This is a genomic window from Bradyrhizobium guangdongense (genome assembly GCF_006483445.1).
Lineage (GTDB): Bacteria > Pseudomonadota > Alphaproteobacteria > Rhizobiales > Xanthobacteraceae > Bradyrhizobium > Bradyrhizobium guangdongense_A.
On sequence record NZ_PPPT01000025.1, the window covers coordinates 1 to 18,814 of the forward strand.

The 18,814-nt window shown below is 64.9% G+C and carries 19 protein-coding genes; 14 read left to right on the forward strand and 5 right to left on the reverse strand.

The window, feature by feature from the left end:
• The first annotated feature begins 155 nt into the window (after nt 1-155).
• Nucleotides 156-1,793, forward strand: coding sequence for a lysine--tRNA ligase (locus C2U70_RS03985; protein ID WP_140976560.1), 1,638 nt, complete (start codon nt 156-158; stop codon nt 1,791-1,793).
• Between the two features lie 308 nt (nt 1,794-2,101).
• A complete protein-coding gene (locus C2U70_RS03990) occupies nt 2,102-2,887 on the forward strand; it encodes a class II aldolase/adducin family protein (protein WP_140976561.1) in 786 nt (261 codons plus the stop codon).
• 177 nt (nt 2,888-3,064) lie between these two features.
• Here C2U70_RS03990 and phnF read toward each other — a convergent pair whose 3' ends face one another.
• Nucleotides 3,065-3,796 carry a phosphonate metabolism transcriptional regulator PhnF gene (gene phnF / locus C2U70_RS03995; RefSeq protein WP_140976562.1) on the reverse strand — a complete coding sequence of 244 codons (732 nt, stop codon included), beginning with the start codon at nt 3,794-3,796 and terminating at the stop codon, nt 3,065-3,067.
• A 116-nt stretch (nt 3,797-3,912) separates the two neighbouring features.
• On the opposite strand from phnF, the gene phnG reads away from it, so the two are divergent.
• Genes phnG through C2U70_RS04040 form a run of 9 tightly spaced genes read left to right on the forward strand, consistent with a single transcriptional unit; the run spans nt 3,913 to nt 10,895 of the window.
• Nucleotides 3,913-4,368 carry a phosphonate C-P lyase system protein PhnG gene (gene phnG / locus C2U70_RS04000; RefSeq protein ID WP_246666656.1) on the forward strand — a complete coding sequence of 152 codons (456 nt, stop codon included), beginning with the start codon at nt 3,913-3,915 and terminating at the stop codon, nt 4,366-4,368.
• 4 nt (nt 4,369-4,372) lie between these two features.
• Nucleotides 4,373-4,981 (forward strand): phosphonate C-P lyase system protein PhnH, encoded by a 609-nt coding sequence (gene phnH, locus C2U70_RS04005; RefSeq protein ID WP_186294049.1) that lies wholly within the window; start codon nt 4,373-4,375, stop codon nt 4,979-4,981.
• Between the two features lie 4 nt (nt 4,982-4,985).
• The gene (locus C2U70_RS04010) at nt 4,986-6,089 is read left to right on the forward strand and encodes a carbon-phosphorus lyase complex subunit PhnI (protein ID WP_140976564.1); all 1,104 of its coding nucleotides are present in this window, start codon (nt 4,986-4,988) and stop codon (nt 6,087-6,089) included.
• Nucleotides 6,086-6,988 (forward strand): alpha-D-ribose 1-methylphosphonate 5-phosphate C-P-lyase PhnJ, encoded by a 903-nt coding sequence (locus tag C2U70_RS04015; protein WP_140976565.1) that lies wholly within the window; start codon nt 6,086-6,088, stop codon nt 6,986-6,988. The genes C2U70_RS04010 and C2U70_RS04015 overlap by 4 nt, the downstream gene beginning before the upstream one ends.
• Nucleotides 6,981-7,778 (forward strand): phosphonate C-P lyase system protein PhnK, encoded by a 798-nt coding sequence (phnK, locus tag C2U70_RS04020; RefSeq protein ID WP_140976566.1) that lies wholly within the window; start codon nt 6,981-6,983, stop codon nt 7,776-7,778. Before C2U70_RS04015 ends, phnK begins: the two co-directional genes overlap by 8 nt.
• Before the next feature lie 22 nt (nt 7,779-7,800).
• Complete coding sequence (gene phnL, locus C2U70_RS04025; protein ID WP_140976567.1) at nt 7,801-8,499, forward strand: phosphonate C-P lyase system protein PhnL; 699 nt, start codon at nt 7,801-7,803, stop codon at nt 8,497-8,499.
• Between the two features lie 14 nt (nt 8,500-8,513).
• Nucleotides 8,514-9,671, forward strand: coding sequence for an alpha-D-ribose 1-methylphosphonate 5-triphosphate diphosphatase (locus C2U70_RS04030; RefSeq protein ID WP_140976568.1), 1,158 nt, complete (start codon nt 8,514-8,516; stop codon nt 9,669-9,671).
• A gap of 13 nt (nt 9,672-9,684) precedes the next feature.
• Nucleotides 9,685-10,254: a phosphonate metabolism protein/1,5-bisphosphokinase (PRPP-forming) PhnN gene (phnN, locus tag C2U70_RS04035; protein ID WP_140976569.1), complete on the forward strand. Its 570-nt coding sequence runs from the start codon at nt 9,685-9,687 to the stop codon at nt 10,252-10,254.
• A gap of 29 nt (nt 10,255-10,283) precedes the next feature.
• On the forward strand, nt 10,284-10,895 hold the full coding sequence (locus C2U70_RS04040) for a pyridoxamine 5'-phosphate oxidase family protein (protein ID WP_140976570.1): 612 nt from the start codon (nt 10,284-10,286) through the stop codon (nt 10,893-10,895).
• A gap of 16 nt (nt 10,896-10,911) precedes the next feature.
• Here the strand turns inward: C2U70_RS04040 and C2U70_RS04045 are convergent, their stop codons facing one another.
• Genes C2U70_RS04045 through C2U70_RS04055 form a run of 3 tightly spaced genes read right to left on the reverse strand, consistent with a single transcriptional unit; the run spans nt 10,912 to nt 13,745 of the window.
• Nucleotides 10,912-11,643: an SDR family NAD(P)-dependent oxidoreductase gene (locus C2U70_RS04045; RefSeq protein ID WP_140976571.1), complete on the reverse strand. Its 732-nt coding sequence runs from the start codon at nt 11,641-11,643 to the stop codon at nt 10,912-10,914.
• Nucleotides 11,644-11,663: 20 nt separating this feature from the next.
• Nucleotides 11,664-12,446: an alpha/beta fold hydrolase gene (locus C2U70_RS04050; protein ID WP_140976572.1), complete on the reverse strand. Its 783-nt coding sequence runs from the start codon at nt 12,444-12,446 to the stop codon at nt 11,664-11,666.
• A gap of 3 nt (nt 12,447-12,449) precedes the next feature.
• Nucleotides 12,450-13,745: an O-acetylhomoserine aminocarboxypropyltransferase gene (locus tag C2U70_RS04055; RefSeq protein ID WP_140976573.1), complete on the reverse strand. Its 1,296-nt coding sequence runs from the start codon at nt 13,743-13,745 to the stop codon at nt 12,450-12,452.
• Between the two features lie 322 nt (nt 13,746-14,067).
• Here C2U70_RS04055 and pcaB point away from each other — a divergent pair, with 322 nt between their 5' ends.
• The 3 genes from pcaB to C2U70_RS04075 all read left to right on the forward strand — a co-directional run bounded on the left by pcaB (nt 14,068) and on the right by C2U70_RS04075 (nt 17,522).
• Nucleotides 14,068-15,429 (forward strand): 3-carboxy-cis,cis-muconate cycloisomerase, encoded by a 1,362-nt coding sequence (gene pcaB / locus C2U70_RS04065; protein WP_140976574.1) that lies wholly within the window; start codon nt 14,068-14,070, stop codon nt 15,427-15,429.
• 113 nt (nt 15,430-15,542) lie between these two features.
• On the forward strand, nt 15,543-16,799 hold the full coding sequence (locus tag C2U70_RS04070; protein WP_140976575.1) for an aminopeptidase: 1,257 nt from the start codon (nt 15,543-15,545) through the stop codon (nt 16,797-16,799).
• Between the two features lie 273 nt (nt 16,800-17,072).
• A complete protein-coding gene (locus C2U70_RS04075; RefSeq protein ID WP_140976576.1) occupies nt 17,073-17,522 on the forward strand; it encodes a cupin domain-containing protein in 450 nt (149 codons plus the stop codon).
• A 67-nt stretch (nt 17,523-17,589) separates the two neighbouring features.
• Here the strand turns inward: C2U70_RS04075 and C2U70_RS04080 are convergent, their stop codons facing one another.
• Complete coding sequence (locus C2U70_RS04080; RefSeq protein WP_140976577.1) at nt 17,590-18,648, reverse strand: amidohydrolase family protein; 1,059 nt, start codon at nt 18,646-18,648, stop codon at nt 17,590-17,592.
• Nucleotides 18,649-18,814 lie beyond the last annotated feature (166 nt).

The window sequence follows — 18,814 nt, forward strand, 5'->3', positions numbered from 1 at the left end:
TCCGCGAGTCCGTCTCTCACCGTCATCGCGGACGCAGCCCCTCACCCCAACCCTCTCCCCGTAGGAACGGGGAGAGGGAGTAAGCGGGCGACCACGCTCGCAACTTTTGCATTCTGCCCGGAAATCGCTATTTTCCGCGGCCCGGAGGTTTCTTGATGTCTGATCCCGCTGCAAGCCCGAGCGATCTTCGTGCGCTCGCCGAACAATCCAACGCCTGGCCGTTCGAGCAGGCGAAGGCGCTTGTCGCGCGGTTGAAGAAAAGCCCGAAGGACGAGGTGCTGTTCGAGACCGGCTACGGCCCGTCCGGCCTGCCGCATATCGGCACGTTCGGCGAGGTCGCGCGCACCTCGATGGTGCGCCATGCCTTCCGCGTGCTCACCGAGGACAAGATCAAGACGCGCCTGCTCGCCTTCTCCGACGACATGGATGGCCTGCGCAAGGTGCCGGACAATGTGCCCAATCGCGACATGATGGCGGCCCATCTCGGCAAGCCGCTGTCGCGCGTGCCGGACCCGTTCTCCAATGAGCACCCATCGTTCGGCGCGGCCAACAACGCGCGGCTACGCGCGTTCCTCGATCATTTCGGCTTCGACTACGAATTCGCCAGCGCGACCGACTACTACACCTCGGGCCGTTTCGACGCGACACTGCTCAAGATGCTGGCTGCCTACGACAAGGTGATGGCGATCATCTTGCCGACGCTGGGCCCGGACCGGCGCGCGACCTATTCGCCGTTCCTCCCCATCAGCAAGACATCAGGTGTCGTGCTCCAGGTGCCGATGATCCGCCGCGACGTCGCGGCCGGCACGGTGACCTATGTCGATCCTGACACCAACGAGGAGGTCGAGACTCCCGTCACCGGCGGCAATGTAAAATGCCAGTGGAAGGCGGACTGGGCGCTGCGCTGGGTTGCGCTTGGCGTCGACTATGAAATGGCCGGCAAGGATCTGATCGACTCCGTCAAGCTGTCGGGCCAGATCGCCCGCGCGCTCGGCGGCACGCCGCCGGAAGGTTTCAACTACGAGCTCTTCCTCGACGAGCAGGGCCAGAAGATCTCGAAGTCGAAAGGCAACGGTCTCACCATCGACGAATGGCTGCGCTACGCCTCGCCGGAATCGCTGACGTTGTTCATGTATCGCGAGCCGAAAGCGGCGAAGCGGCTGTATTTCGACGTCATCCCGCGCAACGTCGACGACTATCAGCAATTCCTCGACGGTTTCCCGCGCCAGGACGGCAAGCAGCAGCTCGGCAACCCGGTCTGGCACATCCATCACGGCCATCCGCCCAAGGCCGACATGCCCGTCACGTTCCAGCTTCTGCTCACGCTGGTGTCATCGTCGAACGCGGAGAACGTCGAAACGCTGTGGGGTTTTATCGGCCGCTATCGCCCGGGCGTGACGGCGAAGACGCATCCGAAGCTCGATGCGATGGTCGGCTACGCCATCAACTATTATCGCGACTTCGTGGCGCCGACAAAACAGTTCCGCGAGCCGAGCGATGTCGAGCGCGCCGCGCTGCAGGACCTGCGCGATGCGCTGTCGCAACTGCCGCAGGACGCGTCCGCCGAGGAGATCCAGAACGTCGTCTACGAGATCGGCCGCCGCGAACCGTTCCTCGATCAGGTCAAGAAGGGCAAGGACGGCCGCCCCGGCGTGACGCTCGACTGGTTCAACATGCTCTACCAGGTGCTGCTGGGACAGGAGAAGGGCCCACGCTTCGGGTCGTTCGTCGCGGTCTACGGCGTGCAGAACGCCGTCAACATGATCGACGGCGCGCTCGCGCGGAGCGCGTAAGGCTCTTGTAGGGTGGGCAAAGCCGACGGGTCGCGCGAATGCGCGGCCCAGGCGTGCCCACCGCTTCTGTCACGATCGCGGAAGGATGGTGGGCACGGCGCGTTGCGCCTTTGCCCACCCTACCGCACCGTGGCTGTTGCAGCAGCGGACCCACCACCTGCGCCCTCATGCCGCAAATCCGGATGGGAGGCCCGCGGCAATTTCAACTGCCTCAACGCCTAATTGCGCTAGACTGCCCACCATAAGAGGCCGGGCGTTTCGCTTGCGGAATCGTCCCGGACCACAACAAACAGAGCCGGGAGGATGTCATGCAGTTCAGGGTTTCGCCAAACTCGCTCCGCAACAGCCTGAGCGAGGAGCAGTGGCAGGCGCGGGTCGATCTCGCGGCCGCGCATCGTCTCGCCTACATGCACGGCTTCTCCGAAGGCATCTTCAATCACCTGACCTTCGTGGTGCCGGGGAGTGCCGACCGCTACTACCAGATCCCGTTCGGCATGCACTGGTCGGAGGTGACGGCCTCCTCCTTCATGGAGGTCGGCATCGACGATGGCGCGGTGAAGAGCGGCGAGGGCGAGGTCGAGCGCTCCTGCTATTGCATCCACGCGCCGATCCACAAGGCGCTGCCGACGGCGAAGGCCGTGTTCCACACCCACATGCCCTATGCCAGCGCCCTGACGCGGCTGGAGGATCCCCGCATCAAGGAGATCGGCCAGACCGAGGTCGGCCTTTCGGGCCTCATTGCCTATGACGACGAATACAGCGGGCCTGCGCTCGATCCGGCTGAAGGTCGGCGGCTCGCCGGCGTGATCGGAGACAAGGGCGTGCTGTTCATGGCCAATCACGGCATCACGACCGTCGGTGAGAGTGTCGCTGATGCCTATGACCGGCTCTATTACGTCGAGCGCGCCGCGCAGGTGCAGATCTATGCAATGTGGACCGGCCAGCGCCTGAAGCAGTTGCCGGCGCCCGTGGTCGAGAAGACGCAGCGCGATTACCGCGACGATCATCTCTACAAGGGGCCGACACCGTCGCAGCGCCACTTCGATGCGCTGAAGCGGATGCTGGACCGCAAGGAGCCGGATTACGCGGAGTAGATTCAGCCAAGCGCTCGGTATCGTAGGGTGGGTTAGCTATGCGACTGCGCGAAGCGCGGGTCGCGGGGCGTAACCCACCTCTTTTGCTTCCGCGTCGACAGAAGTGGTGGGTTACGCCGTGCGGTTTGCGCTTCGCGCAGCCGCACAGCTAACCCACCCTACGAGAGCGAAAATTGTTCAACCGTTCTCGATCAAAAACTCCACGCGCTCCGCCGCAAACCTTGAGCGCTTCGTCACCAGCGGCTTTCCCGTCGGATCGACGTCGGTCGAGTCAACCACCAGGATCGGCCGCCCGAGCGCGAGATCGAGTCGGGCCGCATCGGTCGCGTCCACGATGCCGGCGGTGATTCGCGTCGAGCCGCGTTCGTAGTCGCGGATGCCGTAATGCGCCAGCAGTTTTGTCATCGAACGCGTCGCGGCGAAGACGTTGCCGGCGTCGGGAAACAGTTCGGCCGATAGCCACGACGTCGAGACGCAGATCGGCGTGCGGTCGGCGAGCCGCAGCGCCTCGATGCGAGTCAACGTCGCGCCGCTCTTGAGGCCAAGCTCGCGCGCAAGCTCGCGGCTGGCCGGCTCCGCGGACGCCTCGATCAACTGTCCGCGCGGCTCGCGTCCACCGGCGCCGACGATCTCCGAGAATCGCGTCCGCGAACGGAGCGGATAGGCGAGGCGCTGCGCCTCGACATAGGTGCCGCTGCCGCGCTCGGCGCGCACCAGGCCGCGTTCGGCAAGCGCGGCGAGTGCGCGCCGCACCGTGTGGCGGTTCACGCGATAGGTTTCGGCGATCTCCATCTCGCCCGGCAGCTTGTCGCCGGCGGCAAAGCGGCCGTCGGCGATGCCGCGCTCGATGCCGTCGGCAACGAGGCGCCACAGCGCGACGCCTGATGAGGCGGTGTCCTGCCGGCTCATGACGAGACCGACCCTGGCTCCAAAATCACACGATTGTCACGAAACAGTCATGGCGCTTCATTATGAAGTTGTCTATTATAACAGACAACTTCGATCCGGCAAGTTTGGCGATCAAAATGACCCAGCAGGACAGTCAGCAGATCCAGCGCAAGGCCGCCATGGCGGTGCTGGTGCACGCGGAGGCGGGCGAGATCGCCGCCCGCCTCCGCAACATCCCTTTGCCGGCCCATGAGACGCTGCGGGAACCGGAAAACGGCCTCGTCATGCTGCGCGGTCGGGTCGGCGGCGACGGCGCGCCGTTCAATCTGGGCGAGGCGACGGTGTCGCGCGCCGCAGTGCGGCTCGCCGGCGGCGAGGTCGGCTTCGGCTACACGCTCGGTCGCGACGGTGAGAAGGCCCGGCTGATCGCGCTTTGCGATGCGCTGGTGCAGTCCAGGGAATTTGGCGTCGCCGTGGAGCGGGAAGTCGTCGCGCCTTTGCGCGAAAATCTCGCTGCGCAGCGCAAGCAGCGCGCGGCCGAGACGGCGGCGACGAAGGTTGATTTCTACACCATGGTGCGCGGTGAAGGGTGAGGCCATGACGACGATTGCGGAACTGCCGCCGGGCTTTGCGGACAAGGTGTTGTCGGCTCAGTCGACGTTTCGTTCGGTGATGGACGCGATGGCGCGGCCCGGCTCGGTGCAGCGGATCGTGCCGATGGCGGGAACGCCTGATACGATGATGCGGGCGACAGCCGCGATTGCGCTGACGCTGTTCGACCACGATACGCCGCTCTGGCTCGACGCGCGGATGCGCGAGAGCTCCGATGTCCTGAAATGGCTGAAATTCCACACCGGCGCGCCGGTCATGCAGGATTCTTCGGTCGCGAGTTTTGCGCTGATCGCCGATGCGACAGCACTTCCGGCGCTGGAGCGCTTTGCGCTTGGCAGCAATGAATATCCGGACCGTTCGACCACAATCATCCTCCAGGTCGAGAGCCTGTCCGCCGGCCGCGCCTATGAGCTGCGCGGCCCCGGCATCGACGGCACGGCCAGGCTTCAGGCGGCGATCAAGCCTGCCGACCTGTTCGAGCGTCTTGGCATCAACGAGGCGCTGTTTCCGCGCGGCATCGATGTCGTGCTGGTCGCCGATGATGCCGTGGTCGCGATCCCCCGCACCACGCGCCTCGTGACGAAGGGAAGCTAGTCAAATGTATGTCGCAGTCAAAGGCGGCGAGCGCGCCATCGAGAACGCCCATCGCCTGCTGGCGCATGCGCGCCGCGGCGACCAAGCTGTTCCCGAGGTGACGCTCGACCAGATCTCCGAGCAGCTCGGCCTCGCGGTCGATCGCACCATGAGCGAGGGCTCGCTCTATGACCGCGAGCTCGCTGCGCTTGCGATCAAGCAGGCGCGTGGCGATCTCATCGAGGCGATCTTTTTGGTCCGCGCCTTCCGCGCGACGCTGCCGCGCTTCGGCGCGAGCGAGCCGGTCGATACCGGTGCCATGCGCGTCGAGCGGCGGGTGTCGTCGACCTTCAAGGACATTCCGGGTGGCCAGATTCTTGGCCCCACCTTCGACTACACCCATCGCCTGCTCGATCCAGCGCTTGCCCAAGGCTTTGTGCCGGAGGCGCCGGCCACGGCGGAGGCCGTGACCGCGGCCACGCCGCGCGTCACTGACATTCTCGGGCGTGACGGCCTGATCGAGTCCTCGCCCCAGGCAGAGCCCGATGCGCCCGTGGGCGACCTTACCCGCGAGCCGCTCGACTTCCCGGCCGATCGCGACCTGCGTCTGCAAAATCTCGCGCGCGGTGACGAAGGCTTTCTGCTGGCGATGGGCTACTCCACCCAGCGCGGCTACGGCCGCAACCATCCCTTTGCCGGCGAGATCCGCTTCGGCGAGGTCGAGGTCGAATTCTTCGCCGAAGATGTTGGCTTTGCCGTGCCGCTCGGCTCCATCGAGCTCACCGAATGCCAGATGGTCAACCAGTTCAAGGGCTCGGCCACGGAAGCGCCGTGCTTCACGCGCGGCTATGGCCTCGCCTTCGGGCAGAGCGAGCGCAAGACCATGTCGATGGCGCTGGTCGATCGCGCGCTGCGCGCTCGTGAGCTCGGCGAAGAGGTGACGGCGCCTGCGCAGGACGAGGAATTCGTGATGTCGCATTCGGACAACGTCCAGGCGACCGGTTTTGTCGAGCATTTGAAGCTGCCGCATTATGTCGACTTCCAGTCCGAGCTCGGCTTGTTGCGCAAACTTCGGAAGGAGTTTGCCGAAGCCAATGATGTCGAGCCCATGCAGGAGGCCGCGGAATGAACGCGCCGGCCTATAACTTCGCCTATCTCGACGAGCAGACCAAGCGGATGATCCGCCGCGCGATCCTGAAGGCGATCGCGATCCCCGGCTATCAGGTGCCGTTCGCCAGCCGCGAGATGCCGATGCCCTATGGCTGGGGCACCGGCGGCGTGCAGGTGACCGCCGCGATCCTCGGCCCCGACGACAAGCTCAAGGTGATCGACCAGGGCTCTGACGACACCACCAACGCGATCTCGATCCGAAAATTCTTCGCCAAGACCGCGGGCGTTGCCACCACGACGGCGACGGAAGAGGCAACCGTGATCCAGACTCGCCACCGCATTCCCGAGACGACGCTGAGCGAGGGGCAGGTGCTGGTCTATCAAGTGCCGATCCCCGAACCGCTGCGCTTCCTGGAGCCGCGCGAGACCGAGACGCGGCGCATGCACGCGCTCGCCGAATACGGCCTGATGCATGTAAAACTCTACGAGGACATCGCCCGCTTCGGTCACATCGCCACCGCCTACGCCTATCCGGTGAAGGTGAACGCGCGCTATGTGATGGATCCCTCGCCGACGCCAAAGTTCGACAATCCCAAGATGGACAATTGCGCCGCGCTGCAATTGTTCGGCGCCGGCCGCGAGAAGCGCATCTACGCGATCCCGCCCTACACGCAGGTCGTGTCGCTGGACTTCGAGGATCATCCCTTCGAGCCCTACCGCTTCAATGCGCCCTGTGCGTTGTGCGGCGCCGAAAAGTCTTATCTCGACGAGATCGTCACCGACGACAAGGGCAGCCGCATGTTCGTCTGCTCCGACACCGACTTCTGCGAAGGGCGTCAGGCCGAGGGACATCATGGCAGCCTGAGCGCCGCTCCGTACAAGGAGAAGGCGCGGCAGCAGGAGAAAAACAATGGCTGATCAGACCCTGCTGGAGAATGACGCGCCGCTGCTGATCGCCGACGGCCTCAGCAAGTCCTACGGCAAGATCGCAGCCTGTCGCGACGTTTCCTTTGCGCTCTATCCCGGCGAGGTGCTGGCGATCGTCGGCGAGTCCGGTTCGGGCAAGTCGACGCTGTTGCAGCTTCTGTCGGGCCAGCTCGCGGCAAGCGGCGGCCACGTGTCCTACCGGATGCGCGACGGCGTCACACGCGATCTCGCCACCCTGGGCGAAGCCGAGCGGCGCTTCCTGTTCCGCACCGACTGGGGCTTTGTGCACCAGGATCCCGCGCAGGGCCTGCGCATGGCGGTTTCGGCCGGCGCCAATGTCGGCGAGCGGCTGATGGCGGTGGGCTGGAATCACTATGGCCGTATCCGCGACACGGCGTCAGATTGGCTGACGCGCGTCGAAATTGACACAGCCCGCATCGACGATGCCCCAAGAACCTATTCCGGCGGAATGCGCCAGCGGCTTCAGATCGCGCGCAACCTCGTCACCGAGCCGCGGCTCGTGTTCATGGACGAGCCGACCGGCGGCCTCGACGTGTCCGTGCAGGCGCGTCTGCTCGATCTCCTGCGCAGCCTGGTCGCCGAGCTGCATCTCGCCGTCGTGATCGTCACCCATGATCTCGCGGTGGCGCGGCTGCTGTCGCATCGCGTGATGGTGATGAAGGGCGGCTGCGTCATCGAGACCGGTCTCACCGACCAGGTGCTCGACGATCCGCGCGAGCCCTATACCCAACTGCTCGTTTCCTCGATTCTGCCGCCATGAATCTCTTACAGAGTGTTCGCCGATGACCGCCATGATCGACATCGCCAATGCGCAAAAGACCTTTACGATGCACCTGCAGGGCGGCATCGAGCTGCCGGTCGTGCGAGGCGTGACCTTCCATGTCAACGCGAGCGAATGCGTCGTGCTGTCCGGTCCCTCCGGCGCCGGCAAATCGTCGATCCTCAAGATGATCTTTGGCAATTACCGCTGCGACTCCGGCCGCATCGGCATCCGCCACCGCGGCGCGCTGGTCGATCTCGCCATCGCCGAGCCGCGGCAAGTGCTCAACATCCGCCGCTCCACGATCGGCTATGTCAGCCAGTTCCTGCGCGCGGTGCCGCGCGTTGCGACCGTGGACGTCGTCGCGGAGCCGCTGATCGCCAATGGCGTCGAGCGCGCCGAAGCGCAGCGGCGCGCCGGGGAGCTGTTGCATCGCCTCAACATTCCCGAACGGCTCTGGCAGCTTCCGCCCGCGACCTTCTCCGGCGGCGAGCAGCAGCGCGTCAACATCGCACGGGGCTTTATCTCGGAGCTGCCGATCCTGCTGCTGGATGAGCCGACCGCCTCGTTGGACGCCGCCAACCGCGCCGTCGTGGTCGAGCTGGTCGCCGAGAAAAAGCGCCAGGGCGTCGCCATGGTCGCGATCGTCCATGACGACGAGATCCGCCATCTGATTGCCGACCGCATCGTCGATGTCACCAGCTTTGCCGCCGCGGCCTGAAGGACGAAATGGAAATGAACGCGAAGCCAAACGAAACCGTGATCGCCAACGCCAGGATCGTGCTGGCCGATCGCGTGATCGAGCAGGGCTGGATCGCCTTGGCCTCCGGCAAGATCGCCGAGATCGGTGAGGGCAAGGCACCCGCGGGTGCAGAGGATGCCGGCGGCGATCTCGTCACGCCGGGCCTGATCGAGCTGCACACCGATCATCTCGAAGCGCACTACGTGCCGCGCCCAAAAGTGTTCTGGGATCCGATCGCCGCCGTCATCTCCTATGACGGCCAGCTTGCGACCTCCGGCATCACCACGGTGCTGGATTCGCTGCGCGTCTGGCGCGAGGACGGCGCCGAGGAGGTCGACGGCCGCGCCGGCATCTTGGCCAAGGCGATCACGGCCGCGCGAGATGACAACCTGCTGCGCGCCGATCACTTCCTGCATCTGCGCTGCGAGATTCCGATGCCGAGCGTGGTCGAGGAAGCCAAGGAGCTGATCGACCGTCCCGATATCAGGCTGATGTCGCTGATGGACCACACGCCGGGCCAGCGCCAGTTCCGCGACGAGGTCAAGCTGCGGGACTATTATCGCGGCAAGGGCGCAGGGATGACCGACGCCCAGCTCGACGAGCTCTTTGCAAAACGCTTTGCCTATCAGCAGGCCTATGCCGCCAACAACATGCGCGAGATCGTCGCGCTGGCGCACGAGTACAGGATCCCGCTCGCAAGCCACGACGACACCACGGACGAGAACGTCGCGGATGCCGTTCGCGATCGCGTCGCGGTGGCGGAGTTCCCGACCACGATGGAAGCGGCGCGCGGCCTCAAGGACGCCGGCATCGACATCCTGATGGGCGCGCCGAACGTGGTGCGCGGCGGCTCGCACTCCGGCAACATCGCCGCGGTCGATCTCGCGCGCGAGGGGCTGCTGGACATCCTGTCGTCGGATTACATTCCCTCCAGCCTGCTGATGGCGGCGCTGCAATTGCCGGTGGTCGCGCCCGCGATCGACCTGCCGTCCGCGATCCGCACCGTGACCAAAGCGCCGGCAGAGGCCGTAGGCCTCAGCGACCGCGGCGAGATCGCGGTGGGCAAGCGCGCCGATCTGATCCGCGTGCACGTCGCCGGCAACGTGCCGGTGGTGCGCAGCGTCTGGCGCGAAGGGCGCCGTGTCGCATGAGCGAGACCTGACCATGGCCGCCGAACAGAGCGACGCGATCGGGCCAGGCCGGCTTATCCTCGTGGTCGGGCCGAGTGGCGCCGGCAAGGACACGCTGCTGGGGATCGCGCGCGCCGCCTGCACTGAGGATTCCAATATCGTCTTCCCGCGCCGCGTCGTGACGCGTGCGGCGTCCGCGGCCGAGGACAACATCGCGGTGAGCCCGGACGAGTTTCGCCGCTCGCTCGATCACGGCGACTTTGCCGTGCATTGGGAGGCGCATGGCCATGCCTATGCCTTGCCGGTCGAGATCAACGACGACATCCGTGCCGGCCGCACGGTCGTCGCCAACGTCTCGCGCACGGTGCTGGACGATCTGCGCCGCGCCTATGCCAATGTCGTGGTGGTCGCGATCACGGCGCCCCCCGAAGCGCTGGCCGAACGGCTCGCCGCGCGCGCCCGCGTCAGCGACGGCAACATAAGCGAGCGGCTCGATCGCAATGTCGGCGCCAGCGCCGATGTCACGATCGTCAATGCCGGCAGCGCTGAGTATCACGGCCGGCAGCTGGCGCGGATCATCAGGAACGAGTGCTGGGACGAGTAGCGTCGGCCAACACGAAGGGGAGCGACGGAATGACGGTGATTGCGACGATCGAGCAGCTCGAGGCCATCTACGGCCAGACCAACGACGCTTCGACCGTGAAGGTCGCCGATCACGTCACGCCGCTCTACCGTATCTTCATCGAGAAATCGCCGTTTGCCGCACTTGCCACCATCGGCCCCGAGGGCATCGATTGCTCGCCGCGCGGCGACCTGCCCGGCTTCGTCCGCGTACACGACGAAAAGACGCTGATGATGCCGGACCGCCGCGGCAACAACCGCGTCGATTCCCTGCGCAACATCGTCCGCGATCCCCGCGTGTCGCTGATGTTCCTGATCCCCGGCTCCGGCAATGCGATCCGCGCCAACGGTCGCGCCCATCTCTCGATCGATCCCGAACTGCTCGCCTCCTTCAAGGTCGACGGCAAGGCACCGCGCAGCGTGATGGTGATGGAGCTGGACGAGATCTATTTCCAGTGCGCCCGCGCCATCGTCCGTTCCGATCTCTGGAATCCCGACAAGCGCATCGATCCGAAGACGCTGCCGACGCCCGGCCAGATCCTCGCCGAGATGAGCGAGAACACCGTCGGCGGCGAGGAGTACGACCGCATCTGGCCGACGCGCGCGGCCGCGACGATGTGGTAGCCGCTTCCCCTCTCCCCTAATTAAACGCCATCCCGCCGCTCATCGCGATGGTCTGGCCGGTCATGTAGGGATTGTCGACCAGCAGCATCACGGCCTTGGCGACTTCGTCCGCGGTGCCGAAGCGCCCGAGCGGGATGCGGCTGACGAGCTGGGTCTGGCCGCTCATCATGTCCGTTTCGATCAGCGACGGCGCCACCGCGTTCACGGTGATGCCGTCCTTCACCAGCCGCGCCGCATAGCCGCGGGTCAGTCCTTCCATACCGGCCTTGGACGCGTTGTAGTGCGGGCCGATCGAACCGGCACCACGCGCGGCACCCGAGGAGATGTTGACGATGCGGCCCCATTTCCTGCCGCGCATCATGGGCAGCACGGCCTGGGTGCACAGAAATGCCGATTTGAGATTGACTGTTATGGTGCGGTCGAAATCGTCCTCGGTGAGGTCGTCGACGCCGCGGACGATCGCGATCCCCGCATTGTTCACGAGGATGTCGATCGGCCCGAGTTCGGCCTTGACGCGCTCCACCAGGCCAGCGACCGCGTCACGCTGCGAGACGTCCGCGGCGACAGCAATCGCGCGACCGCCACCTTGGCGGATCTCCTCCGCCAGCCTGTTGGCCTGATCGATCCGCTCCCGGCAATTGATGGCGACGGCGGCGCCGGCTTGCGCCAGGGCCTTGCAGATCGCCGCACCAATGCCGCGGGAGCCACCGGTGACGAGTGCGATACGGTGCTTCAGGTCCTCCGCCATGCTGACCTCCTTCGGAGAGCTCACCCCTTCAGCGCCGCCAGCAACTCATCCGGGCGTTCGGCCATGATCATGTGGCCGGCGCCCGGAACCACGACGGTCTTCGCGTGCGGGATCGCCGCTGCGAGCGCCTTGCCGGCCTTGGCCGGCGTCATCATGTCCCGCTCGCCGAGAATGAGCGTGGTCGGCACCTTCACGGTCGCGGCCGCCGCCAGCGCATTCGCATAGGAATTGCAGGCCGACAAATCCCTGAACAGCACGCCGGGCTCGCAATCCTTAAGCACCGCCTGCGCGCCGCCATGCATCCAAAGGCCCGGCGCGAGGCTGCCGCCGAGCTCGGCCTTGAAGCCGAGGCCCCAGATCGAGACCATGTCGAGCGCATCCTGCTCATTGGCTTCCGCGGCCTTCAGGAGATCGGGACCAACAGTCATGGTCGCGGCGGTGCCGATCAGGCTCAACGCCGACACCTTGTCGGGATGGCGCGCCGCTGTCTCCAGCGAAATCAGCGAGCCCATGGAGTGTCCGATCAGATGCGCCTTCGGCACGCCGGCGGCTGAGATCAGTGCCGCCGTCCAGTCGGCCATATCTGCGATGCTGCCGAGCGACGGTCCCGCCGAGCGGCCATGGCCGGGCAGGTCAGGCGCGAGCACGGAATAGCCGTGATGGGAGAACCAGCGCGTATGCAGCGCCCAGCTCGAATGATCGAAGCCGGCGCCGTGGATGAACACCACTGCTGGCAGCGACTTGTCGAATTCGCGACCGCCGGTCGCAACGAAAACCTCGGCGCCGTTGACGGAGAGCTTCATGGGTCAAACCTTCTGCGAAATACGGAGCGCCTGGGAGAGATCGTCGATGATGTCGGAGGCGGTCTCGATGCCGACCGACAGCCGCACCAGCTCTTCGCCGATCCCTGCGGCCTTCAACTGCTCGGCGTCCATCTGCTGATGTGTGGTCGAGGCGGGGTGGATCACCAGCGTCTTGGCGTCGCCGACATTGGCGAGATGGCTGATCATGCGCAAGCTCTCGATGAATTTGCGCCCGGCAGCGCGACCACCCTTGATGCCGAATGACACGATCGAGCCCGCGCCGCGCGGCAGCAGCTTCTTGGCGAGCTGGTAGTCGGTGTGCGTCTCCAGCGAGGGATGCAGCACCCAGTCCACGGCCTTGTTGGCCTTCAGGGCCTCCAGCACCAGAGTCGTGTTCTGCACGTGCCGGTCCATGCGCACCGGCAGCGTCTCCAGGCCCTGCAAGAGCTGGAATGCGTTGGTCGGCGAGATGCAGGCGCCGAAATCGCGCAGCCCTTCGGTGCGCGCGCGCATGATGAAGGCCGCGGTGCCGAACTGCTCGTCGAAGACGATGCCGTGATAGCCGCCATAGGGCTCGGTGAGCACGGGGAATTTGCCCGACGCGCGCCAGTCGAACCGGCCGCCGTCGACGATCGCACCGCCGATGGCGATGCCGTGGCCGCCGATCCACTTGGTCGCCGAATGCATGACGATGTCGGCGCCGAGCTCGATCGGGCGGCTGAGATAGGGCGTCGCAAAGGTGTTGTCGATCAGCAGCGGAACCTTTGCATCATGCGCGATTCTGGAGACTGCGGGGATGTCGAGCACCTCGAGCCCGGGATTGCCGATGGTCTCGCCGATCACGAGCTTTGTGTTCGGCTTGATCGCGGACTTGAAGGCATCGAGATCGCGCGGCTTCACGAAGGTCGTGGTGATGCCGAAGCGCGGCAGCGTGTGCGCCAGCAGATTGATGGTGCCGCCATAGAGCGAGGCCGAGGCCACGATGTGGTCGCCGGCATTGAGCAGCGTCGCGATGGCCAGATGCATCGCCGCCATGCCGCTCGCGGTGCAGATTGCCCCGACGCCGCCTTCGAGCGCGGCGAGCCGTTCCTCCAGCACGCCCGTGGTCGGGTTGGAGATGCGGGTATAGATGTGCCCCGCGCGTTCGAGGTTGAACAGCGCCGCCGCGTGATCGGAATCCTGGAAGACATAAGATGTCGTCTGGTAGATCGGCACCGCGCGGGCGCCGGTCACGGGATCCGGATGCTGGCCCGCATGCAGGCTCAGGGTTTCGAAGGCAGGCGGTTTTGGCGCGGGCATGCTTGGCCTCATCGGTCGTTCGGCAGATCGGGCGGGTGTTTTGCCACAAATCGGCACGGCAAGTCAGCCGTTGACAGGGCTTTTTGGTCACAGCCCCGATGTCGTCCTGGCGAAAGCCAGGACCCATACCGCGTGATCTATCGAGTACGGCGGTCGAAGTACCAACGTAACTCCTTGTCATCGCCAAACTCCTCCCTGGGGTAATGGGTCCTGGCTTTCGCCAGGACGACAGCGAGGGTGTAGCGACCGGCGATTGCCGATTGCTCCTCCGGACTTCCCGCGTAATCTGCGCCCCTCAAACACCAACCATAAAGAAACACCCATGCCCGCCTTTCCGACCTCCACGACCGTGCTCGACTCCATTCTGTTCCGCGATGCCTTCGGCACGCCAGGGATGCGCGAGGTATTTTCGGACTTTGCGCTGGTCTCGCGTTATGCCGAGGTCGAGGTGGCGCTGGCGAGGGCCGAGGCGCGATGCGGGGTGATTCCGCAAGCGGCGGCCGACGAGATCGCGGCGCGGACCGACGTCACAAAGCTCGATTTCGACCTGTTGCGGCAGGAGACCGACATCGTCGGCTATCCGATCCTGCCCTTGGTGCATCAGATGGTGAAGCAGTGCGGCGAGGCCGGCCGCTACGTGCATTGGGGCGCCACCACGCAGGACATCATGGACACTGCCGTGGTGCTTCAACTCCGCTCCGGTTTCGAGATCATCGAAGGCGACATTGCCGAGCTGCGCAGCATCCTCGCAAAGCTCTCGAAGCGCTATCGCGACACGCCGATGGCTGGCCGCACCCATCTGCAGCAGGCACTGCCCGTCACCTTCGGTTACAAGACGGCAATCTGGCTCGCGATGTTCGATCGCCATGCCGAGCGGCTCACGCAGTTGAAGCCACGCGTGCTGGTCGGCCAGTTCGCCGGCGCCGCCGGCACGCTGGCCTCGCTCGGCGACAAGGGGCTGGAGGTGCAGGCGGCGCTCTGCGAGGAGCTAAAGCTCGCCATTCCCGTCTCGACCTGGCATGTCGCGCGCGATGGCCTTGCGGAAGCCGTGAACTTCCTGGCGCTGGTCACCGGCTCGCTCGGAAAAATCGCGCTCGACATCATGATCATGGCCTCGACCGAGTTCGCCGAAGTCTACGAGCCCTTCGTCAAGGGGCGCGGCGCCTCCTCGACCATGCCGCAGAAGCGCAACCCGATTTCGTCCGAGCTGATGCTCGCGGCCTCCAAGGCGGTGCGCCAGCATGCCGGCCTCATGCTCGACGCGATGGTGCAGGACTTTGAGCGCGCCACCGGCCCCTGGCACGCCGAATGGATGGCAATCCCCGAAAGCTTCGTGCTCACTGCCGGTGCCCTGCATCAGGCGAAATTCGCGCTTGGCGGCCTCATCGTTGACGAAAAGAAGATGGATGAAAATTTGTCCATCAGCCGCGGACTGATTGTGGCCGAAGCGGTCATGATGGGGCTCGCGCCGCAGATCGGCCGTCAGGAGGCACATGACGTCGTCTATGACGCCTGCCGGCTCGCCAATGAGCAGGGTTTGCGGCTTGCCGATGCGCTGGCCGCCGATCCCCGTATTTTTGACAGGATCGATCGTGCCACAATCGAGGCACTGACTTCACCGAAAAATTACCTCGGTCTTGCACCGGAAATGGTCGATCGGGTGCTCAAATCTTCAACGCGTTGAAAACCAAAATGCGTGAAACTGCGTATCTGGCCGTGTGGTGCGCAATTGCCTCGTGCTCTTGCGCCATGCGATGCTAGACTTAGATGCAAGAAGTGTTTCGCAGAGGACCCGGGATGACCGACAACCGCAATTCCAGTACGACCATCGACCCCGCGAAGCTCGACCGGCTGGCCGAGGTGGCGGTGAAGGTGGGGTTGGGTTTGCGGCCGGGCCAGGATCTGCTCCTGACCGCGCCGTCGGTCGCGCTGCCCCTGGTGCGGCGGATCGCCGTCCACGCCTACAAGGCCGGCGCCGGCCTCGTCACGCCGATCCTGTCGGACGAAGAGGTGACGCTGTCGCGCTACCGCTACGGTCACGACAACAGTTTTGATCGCGCGGCCAACTGGCTCTACGAGGGCATGGCCAAGGCATTCTCCGAAAACACCGCGCGACTAGCGATCGTCGGCGACAACCCGATGCTGCTGTCGAGCGAGGATCCGTCGAAGGTTGCCCGTGCCAGCAAGGCCAATTCCATGGCCTATCAGCCGGCACTGGAAAAGATCGTCAATTTCGACACCAACTGGAACATCATTGCATATCCCAGCGCGTCCTGGGCCAAGCAGGTTTTCCCCGACGATGCCGAGGATGTGGCGATCGGCAAGCTGGCGGACGCGATCTTTGCAGCGTCCCGCGTCGACCGTGAGGATGCGATTGCCAATTGGACGAAGCACAATGCGGTGCTGCGCCAGAGCACCGACTGGCTCAACGGCAAGCGCTTTCGCGCGTTGCATTACACCGGTCCGGGCACCGACCTCACCATCGGCCTTGCCGACGGCCATGAATGGGAGGGCGGCGCATCGACCTCCAAGAACGGCATTAGCTGTAACGCCAATATCCCGACCGAAGAAGTCTTCACGACGCCGCACTGCCGGCGGGTCTATGGCCACGTCGTCTCGTCCAAGCCGCTATCCTACCAGGGCACGCTGATCGATGACATCGCCGTGCGTTTCGAGGATGGCCGCATCGTCGAGGCCCGCGCCTCGCGCGGCGAAGAAGTTTTGAACAAGGTGCTCGACACCGACGAGGGCGCACGGCGGCTCGGCGAGGTGGCGCTGGTGCCGCACTCCTCGCCGATCTCGCAAAGCGGCCTGTTGTTCTTCAACACCCTGTTCGACGAGAACGCGGCCTCCCACATCGCGCTCGGCCAGTGCTACTCGAAGTGCTTCATCAACGGTGCAAATCTGACGCCGCAGCAGATCGCGGCGCAGGGCGGCAACTCGAGCCTGATCCACATCGACTGGATGATCGGTTCGGCCCAAACCGACATCGACGGCATCCACGCCGACGGCAGCAAGGAGCCGGTATTCCGCAAGGGCGAGTGGGCGCGTTAAGCCCCAACAACCTCAAGGGAACCCAGACCGACACCAGCGCGAGGCCTTCGTGCGAGGTCTCGCGCTTTTTGTCGCATCCAGGACGCCGGCGACGCCCCATGCAGGAATCTGCAAAGCGAATCAGGCGTTGAGCGTCGCGAACGTGCAACTTCCGGCTGATTGTTCGCCCCCGCGTAAGAAAGAATTAAAAATCGGCAACTAGCGTCTCCGGCATCGTTTGGAGCCGGCCGTGGGCCGGCATTCACACTTTATCAATCCTGTCGAGGTGCCCCGATGTCGCTTATTGAAACCGGCCATTGCAATGTCGAGCTCAAGCCGGCGCCGATCGAGCCGTCCTGGATCATCGAGGGCAACCCGCAAGCAAGCTCCCATGCGCTCTCGACCAGCGCCGACGGCACCGCCACCTCGCTGATCTGGCATTGCACCGAAGGCAAGTTCAACTGGTACTATGATTTCGACGAGACGATCATGATCCTCGAAGGATCGATCGTGCTCGAGAGCGAAGGCATGCAGCCGAAGCGCTACGGCGTCGGCGACGTCATCTTCTTCCGCGACGGCGCGCACGCCAAATGGCATGTCGAGGGCCATGTGAAGAAGATCGCCTTCTGCCGCAAGACCAACCCGGTCTGGCTCGGCTTCGTGATCCGTGTCATCAACAAGCTGAAGAAGATGTTCCTCGCTCCGGGCGAGCGCGGCTCGGCCGGCCTCGTCGGCGCCAACTAGAACCTTTCGCCCAAGCGCTTCCCAGCGTGAGAAGGGTCGGGACCTCGGTCCCGGCCCTTCTTTCATTTTATGCGGCCGGCAGGTCGAGCCGGTAGACATCGGTCGCGGTTTGCGAGAACAGCGCCGTCTTCTCCGCCTCGCTCATCGGCGCGGCGATGCGCTTGAAGGCGTTGAAGATCACCTGATAGCTGCACTGGCCCTTGTCGGGCGGAAAATTGCTTTCGAACATCGCGCGCTTCGGGCCAAAGGCCTCGATGCAGGTTTCGATATAGGGCCGCCACGCCGCAGCCGCCTCCTCGGACGACGGCGGCTTCGGGCGGAGATGGAAATCGTAGCCGAGCAGGCACATCGCGAGGCCGCCGAGCTTGACCACGACGTTCTCGCATTTCGCGATCTCGCGGATCGATGCGCGCCAGACCGGAAATTCCTCCTCGCGCTTGCCTGCGAAACGGCCGACGCCGGCCGGCCCGCCGCAATGGTCGAGCACGATTTTGGTATCGGGAAAGGCGCGTGCGAGGCCGGCGAGCTCGCCGATCTGCGGATGAAACAGCCAGGCGTCGAAGCTGAGGCTTAGCGGCGCCAGGCAGGCAAAGCCTTCTCTAAAAGTCTTGTCGAGCAGCAGGCCCTGCGGCCGGTTGGCATACATGCCGGCGACGGCGGGATCTTCGTCCCACGCGGAGGAATGGCGGATGCCGCGAAAGCGGCCATTGCCGGCGGCGATCTCGGCCTCCAGCACGCCCTTGGCTTGATCGCCGAGCAGCAGGTTCACATGGCTGACGATGCCGGCGCAGATCGCGGCCTTGCCATAGCCGCCGCTCGCGCTCATCGCGGCGACGCCGTTGGCGAACTCGACCTCGCCGACGGGCCGGAACGCTTCCGGTCCGTGCGCGCGATACATCGAGCGGCAATCGACATAGACGGTGCCGATGATGTTATGGCCGGAGTTGATGTCGGCAACCATTTCCTCGATCAGATAGCGCTGTCCGCCACGGTCCCAGAGATGGTGATGCGGATCGACGATGGGGCGTGCCGGATCGATAACCTCTTCCTGGTGCAGCGCGAGCCAGTCCTCGCGTGGATCGGCAAAAAGCCCGCTCTTGTTGGCGGGCATGCTGCTAACAGCCATCGGCGTCGCTCCCCTTTGTTCTAGTTGCCGATGAGGCTAACACCGTGCGGGCGTGAGCAGCAGCGCGCCTCGCGCAACCGCGCCCACCGGCAAGAGCAGGGCAAGCGCGTATGCGGATCACCTTTGCTCGGATTGCCTGCGCCACAAGCTCGTCATGGCCGGGCTT

Excerpts from the sequence above, each read along its gene's own strand:
- C2U70_RS03985 (WP_140976560.1), top strand. The coding sequence starts at position 156 with ATGTCTGATCCCGCTGCAAGCCCGAGCGATCTTCGTGCGCTCGCCGAA.
- C2U70_RS04055 (WP_140976573.1), bottom strand. The coding sequence starts at position 13,745 with ATGCCCGCGCCAAAACCGCCTGCCTTCGAAACCCTGAGCCTGCATGCG.
- C2U70_RS04015 (WP_140976565.1), top strand. The coding sequence starts at position 6,086 with ATGAACGCGCCGGCCTATAACTTCGCCTATCTCGACGAGCAGACCAAG.
- phnN (WP_140976569.1), top strand. The coding sequence starts at position 9,685 with ATGGCCGCCGAACAGAGCGACGCGATCGGGCCAGGCCGGCTTATCCTC.
- C2U70_RS04075 (WP_140976576.1), top strand. The coding sequence starts at position 17,073 with ATGTCGCTTATTGAAACCGGCCATTGCAATGTCGAGCTCAAGCCGGCG.
- phnG (WP_246666656.1), top strand. The coding sequence starts at position 3,913 with ATGACCCAGCAGGACAGTCAGCAGATCCAGCGCAAGGCCGCCATGGCG.
- C2U70_RS04050 (WP_140976572.1), bottom strand. The coding sequence starts at position 12,446 with ATGAAGCTCTCCGTCAACGGCGCCGAGGTTTTCGTTGCGACCGGCGGT.
- C2U70_RS04045 (WP_140976571.1), bottom strand. The coding sequence starts at position 11,643 with ATGGCGGAGGACCTGAAGCACCGTATCGCACTCGTCACCGGTGGCTCC.
- C2U70_RS04070 (WP_140976575.1), top strand. The coding sequence starts at position 15,543 with ATGACCGACAACCGCAATTCCAGTACGACCATCGACCCCGCGAAGCTC.
- phnK (WP_140976566.1), top strand. The coding sequence starts at position 6,981 with ATGGCTGATCAGACCCTGCTGGAGAATGACGCGCCGCTGCTGATCGCC.
- phnF (WP_140976562.1), bottom strand. The coding sequence starts at position 3,796 with ATGAGCCGGCAGGACACCGCCTCATCAGGCGTCGCGCTGTGGCGCCTC.
- C2U70_RS04030 (WP_140976568.1), top strand. The coding sequence starts at position 8,514 with ATGAACGCGAAGCCAAACGAAACCGTGATCGCCAACGCCAGGATCGTG.
- phnL (WP_140976567.1), top strand. The coding sequence starts at position 7,801 with ATGACCGCCATGATCGACATCGCCAATGCGCAAAAGACCTTTACGATG.
- C2U70_RS04010 (WP_140976564.1), top strand. The coding sequence starts at position 4,986 with ATGTATGTCGCAGTCAAAGGCGGCGAGCGCGCCATCGAGAACGCCCAT.
- phnH (WP_186294049.1), top strand. The coding sequence starts at position 4,373 with ATGACGACGATTGCGGAACTGCCGCCGGGCTTTGCGGACAAGGTGTTG.
- C2U70_RS04080 (WP_140976577.1), bottom strand. The coding sequence starts at position 18,648 with ATGGCTGTTAGCAGCATGCCCGCCAACAAGAGCGGGCTTTTTGCCGAT.
- C2U70_RS04040 (WP_140976570.1), top strand. The coding sequence starts at position 10,284 with ATGACGGTGATTGCGACGATCGAGCAGCTCGAGGCCATCTACGGCCAG.
- C2U70_RS03990 (WP_140976561.1), top strand. The coding sequence starts at position 2,102 with ATGCAGTTCAGGGTTTCGCCAAACTCGCTCCGCAACAGCCTGAGCGAG.
- pcaB (WP_140976574.1), top strand. The coding sequence starts at position 14,068 with ATGCCCGCCTTTCCGACCTCCACGACCGTGCTCGACTCCATTCTGTTC.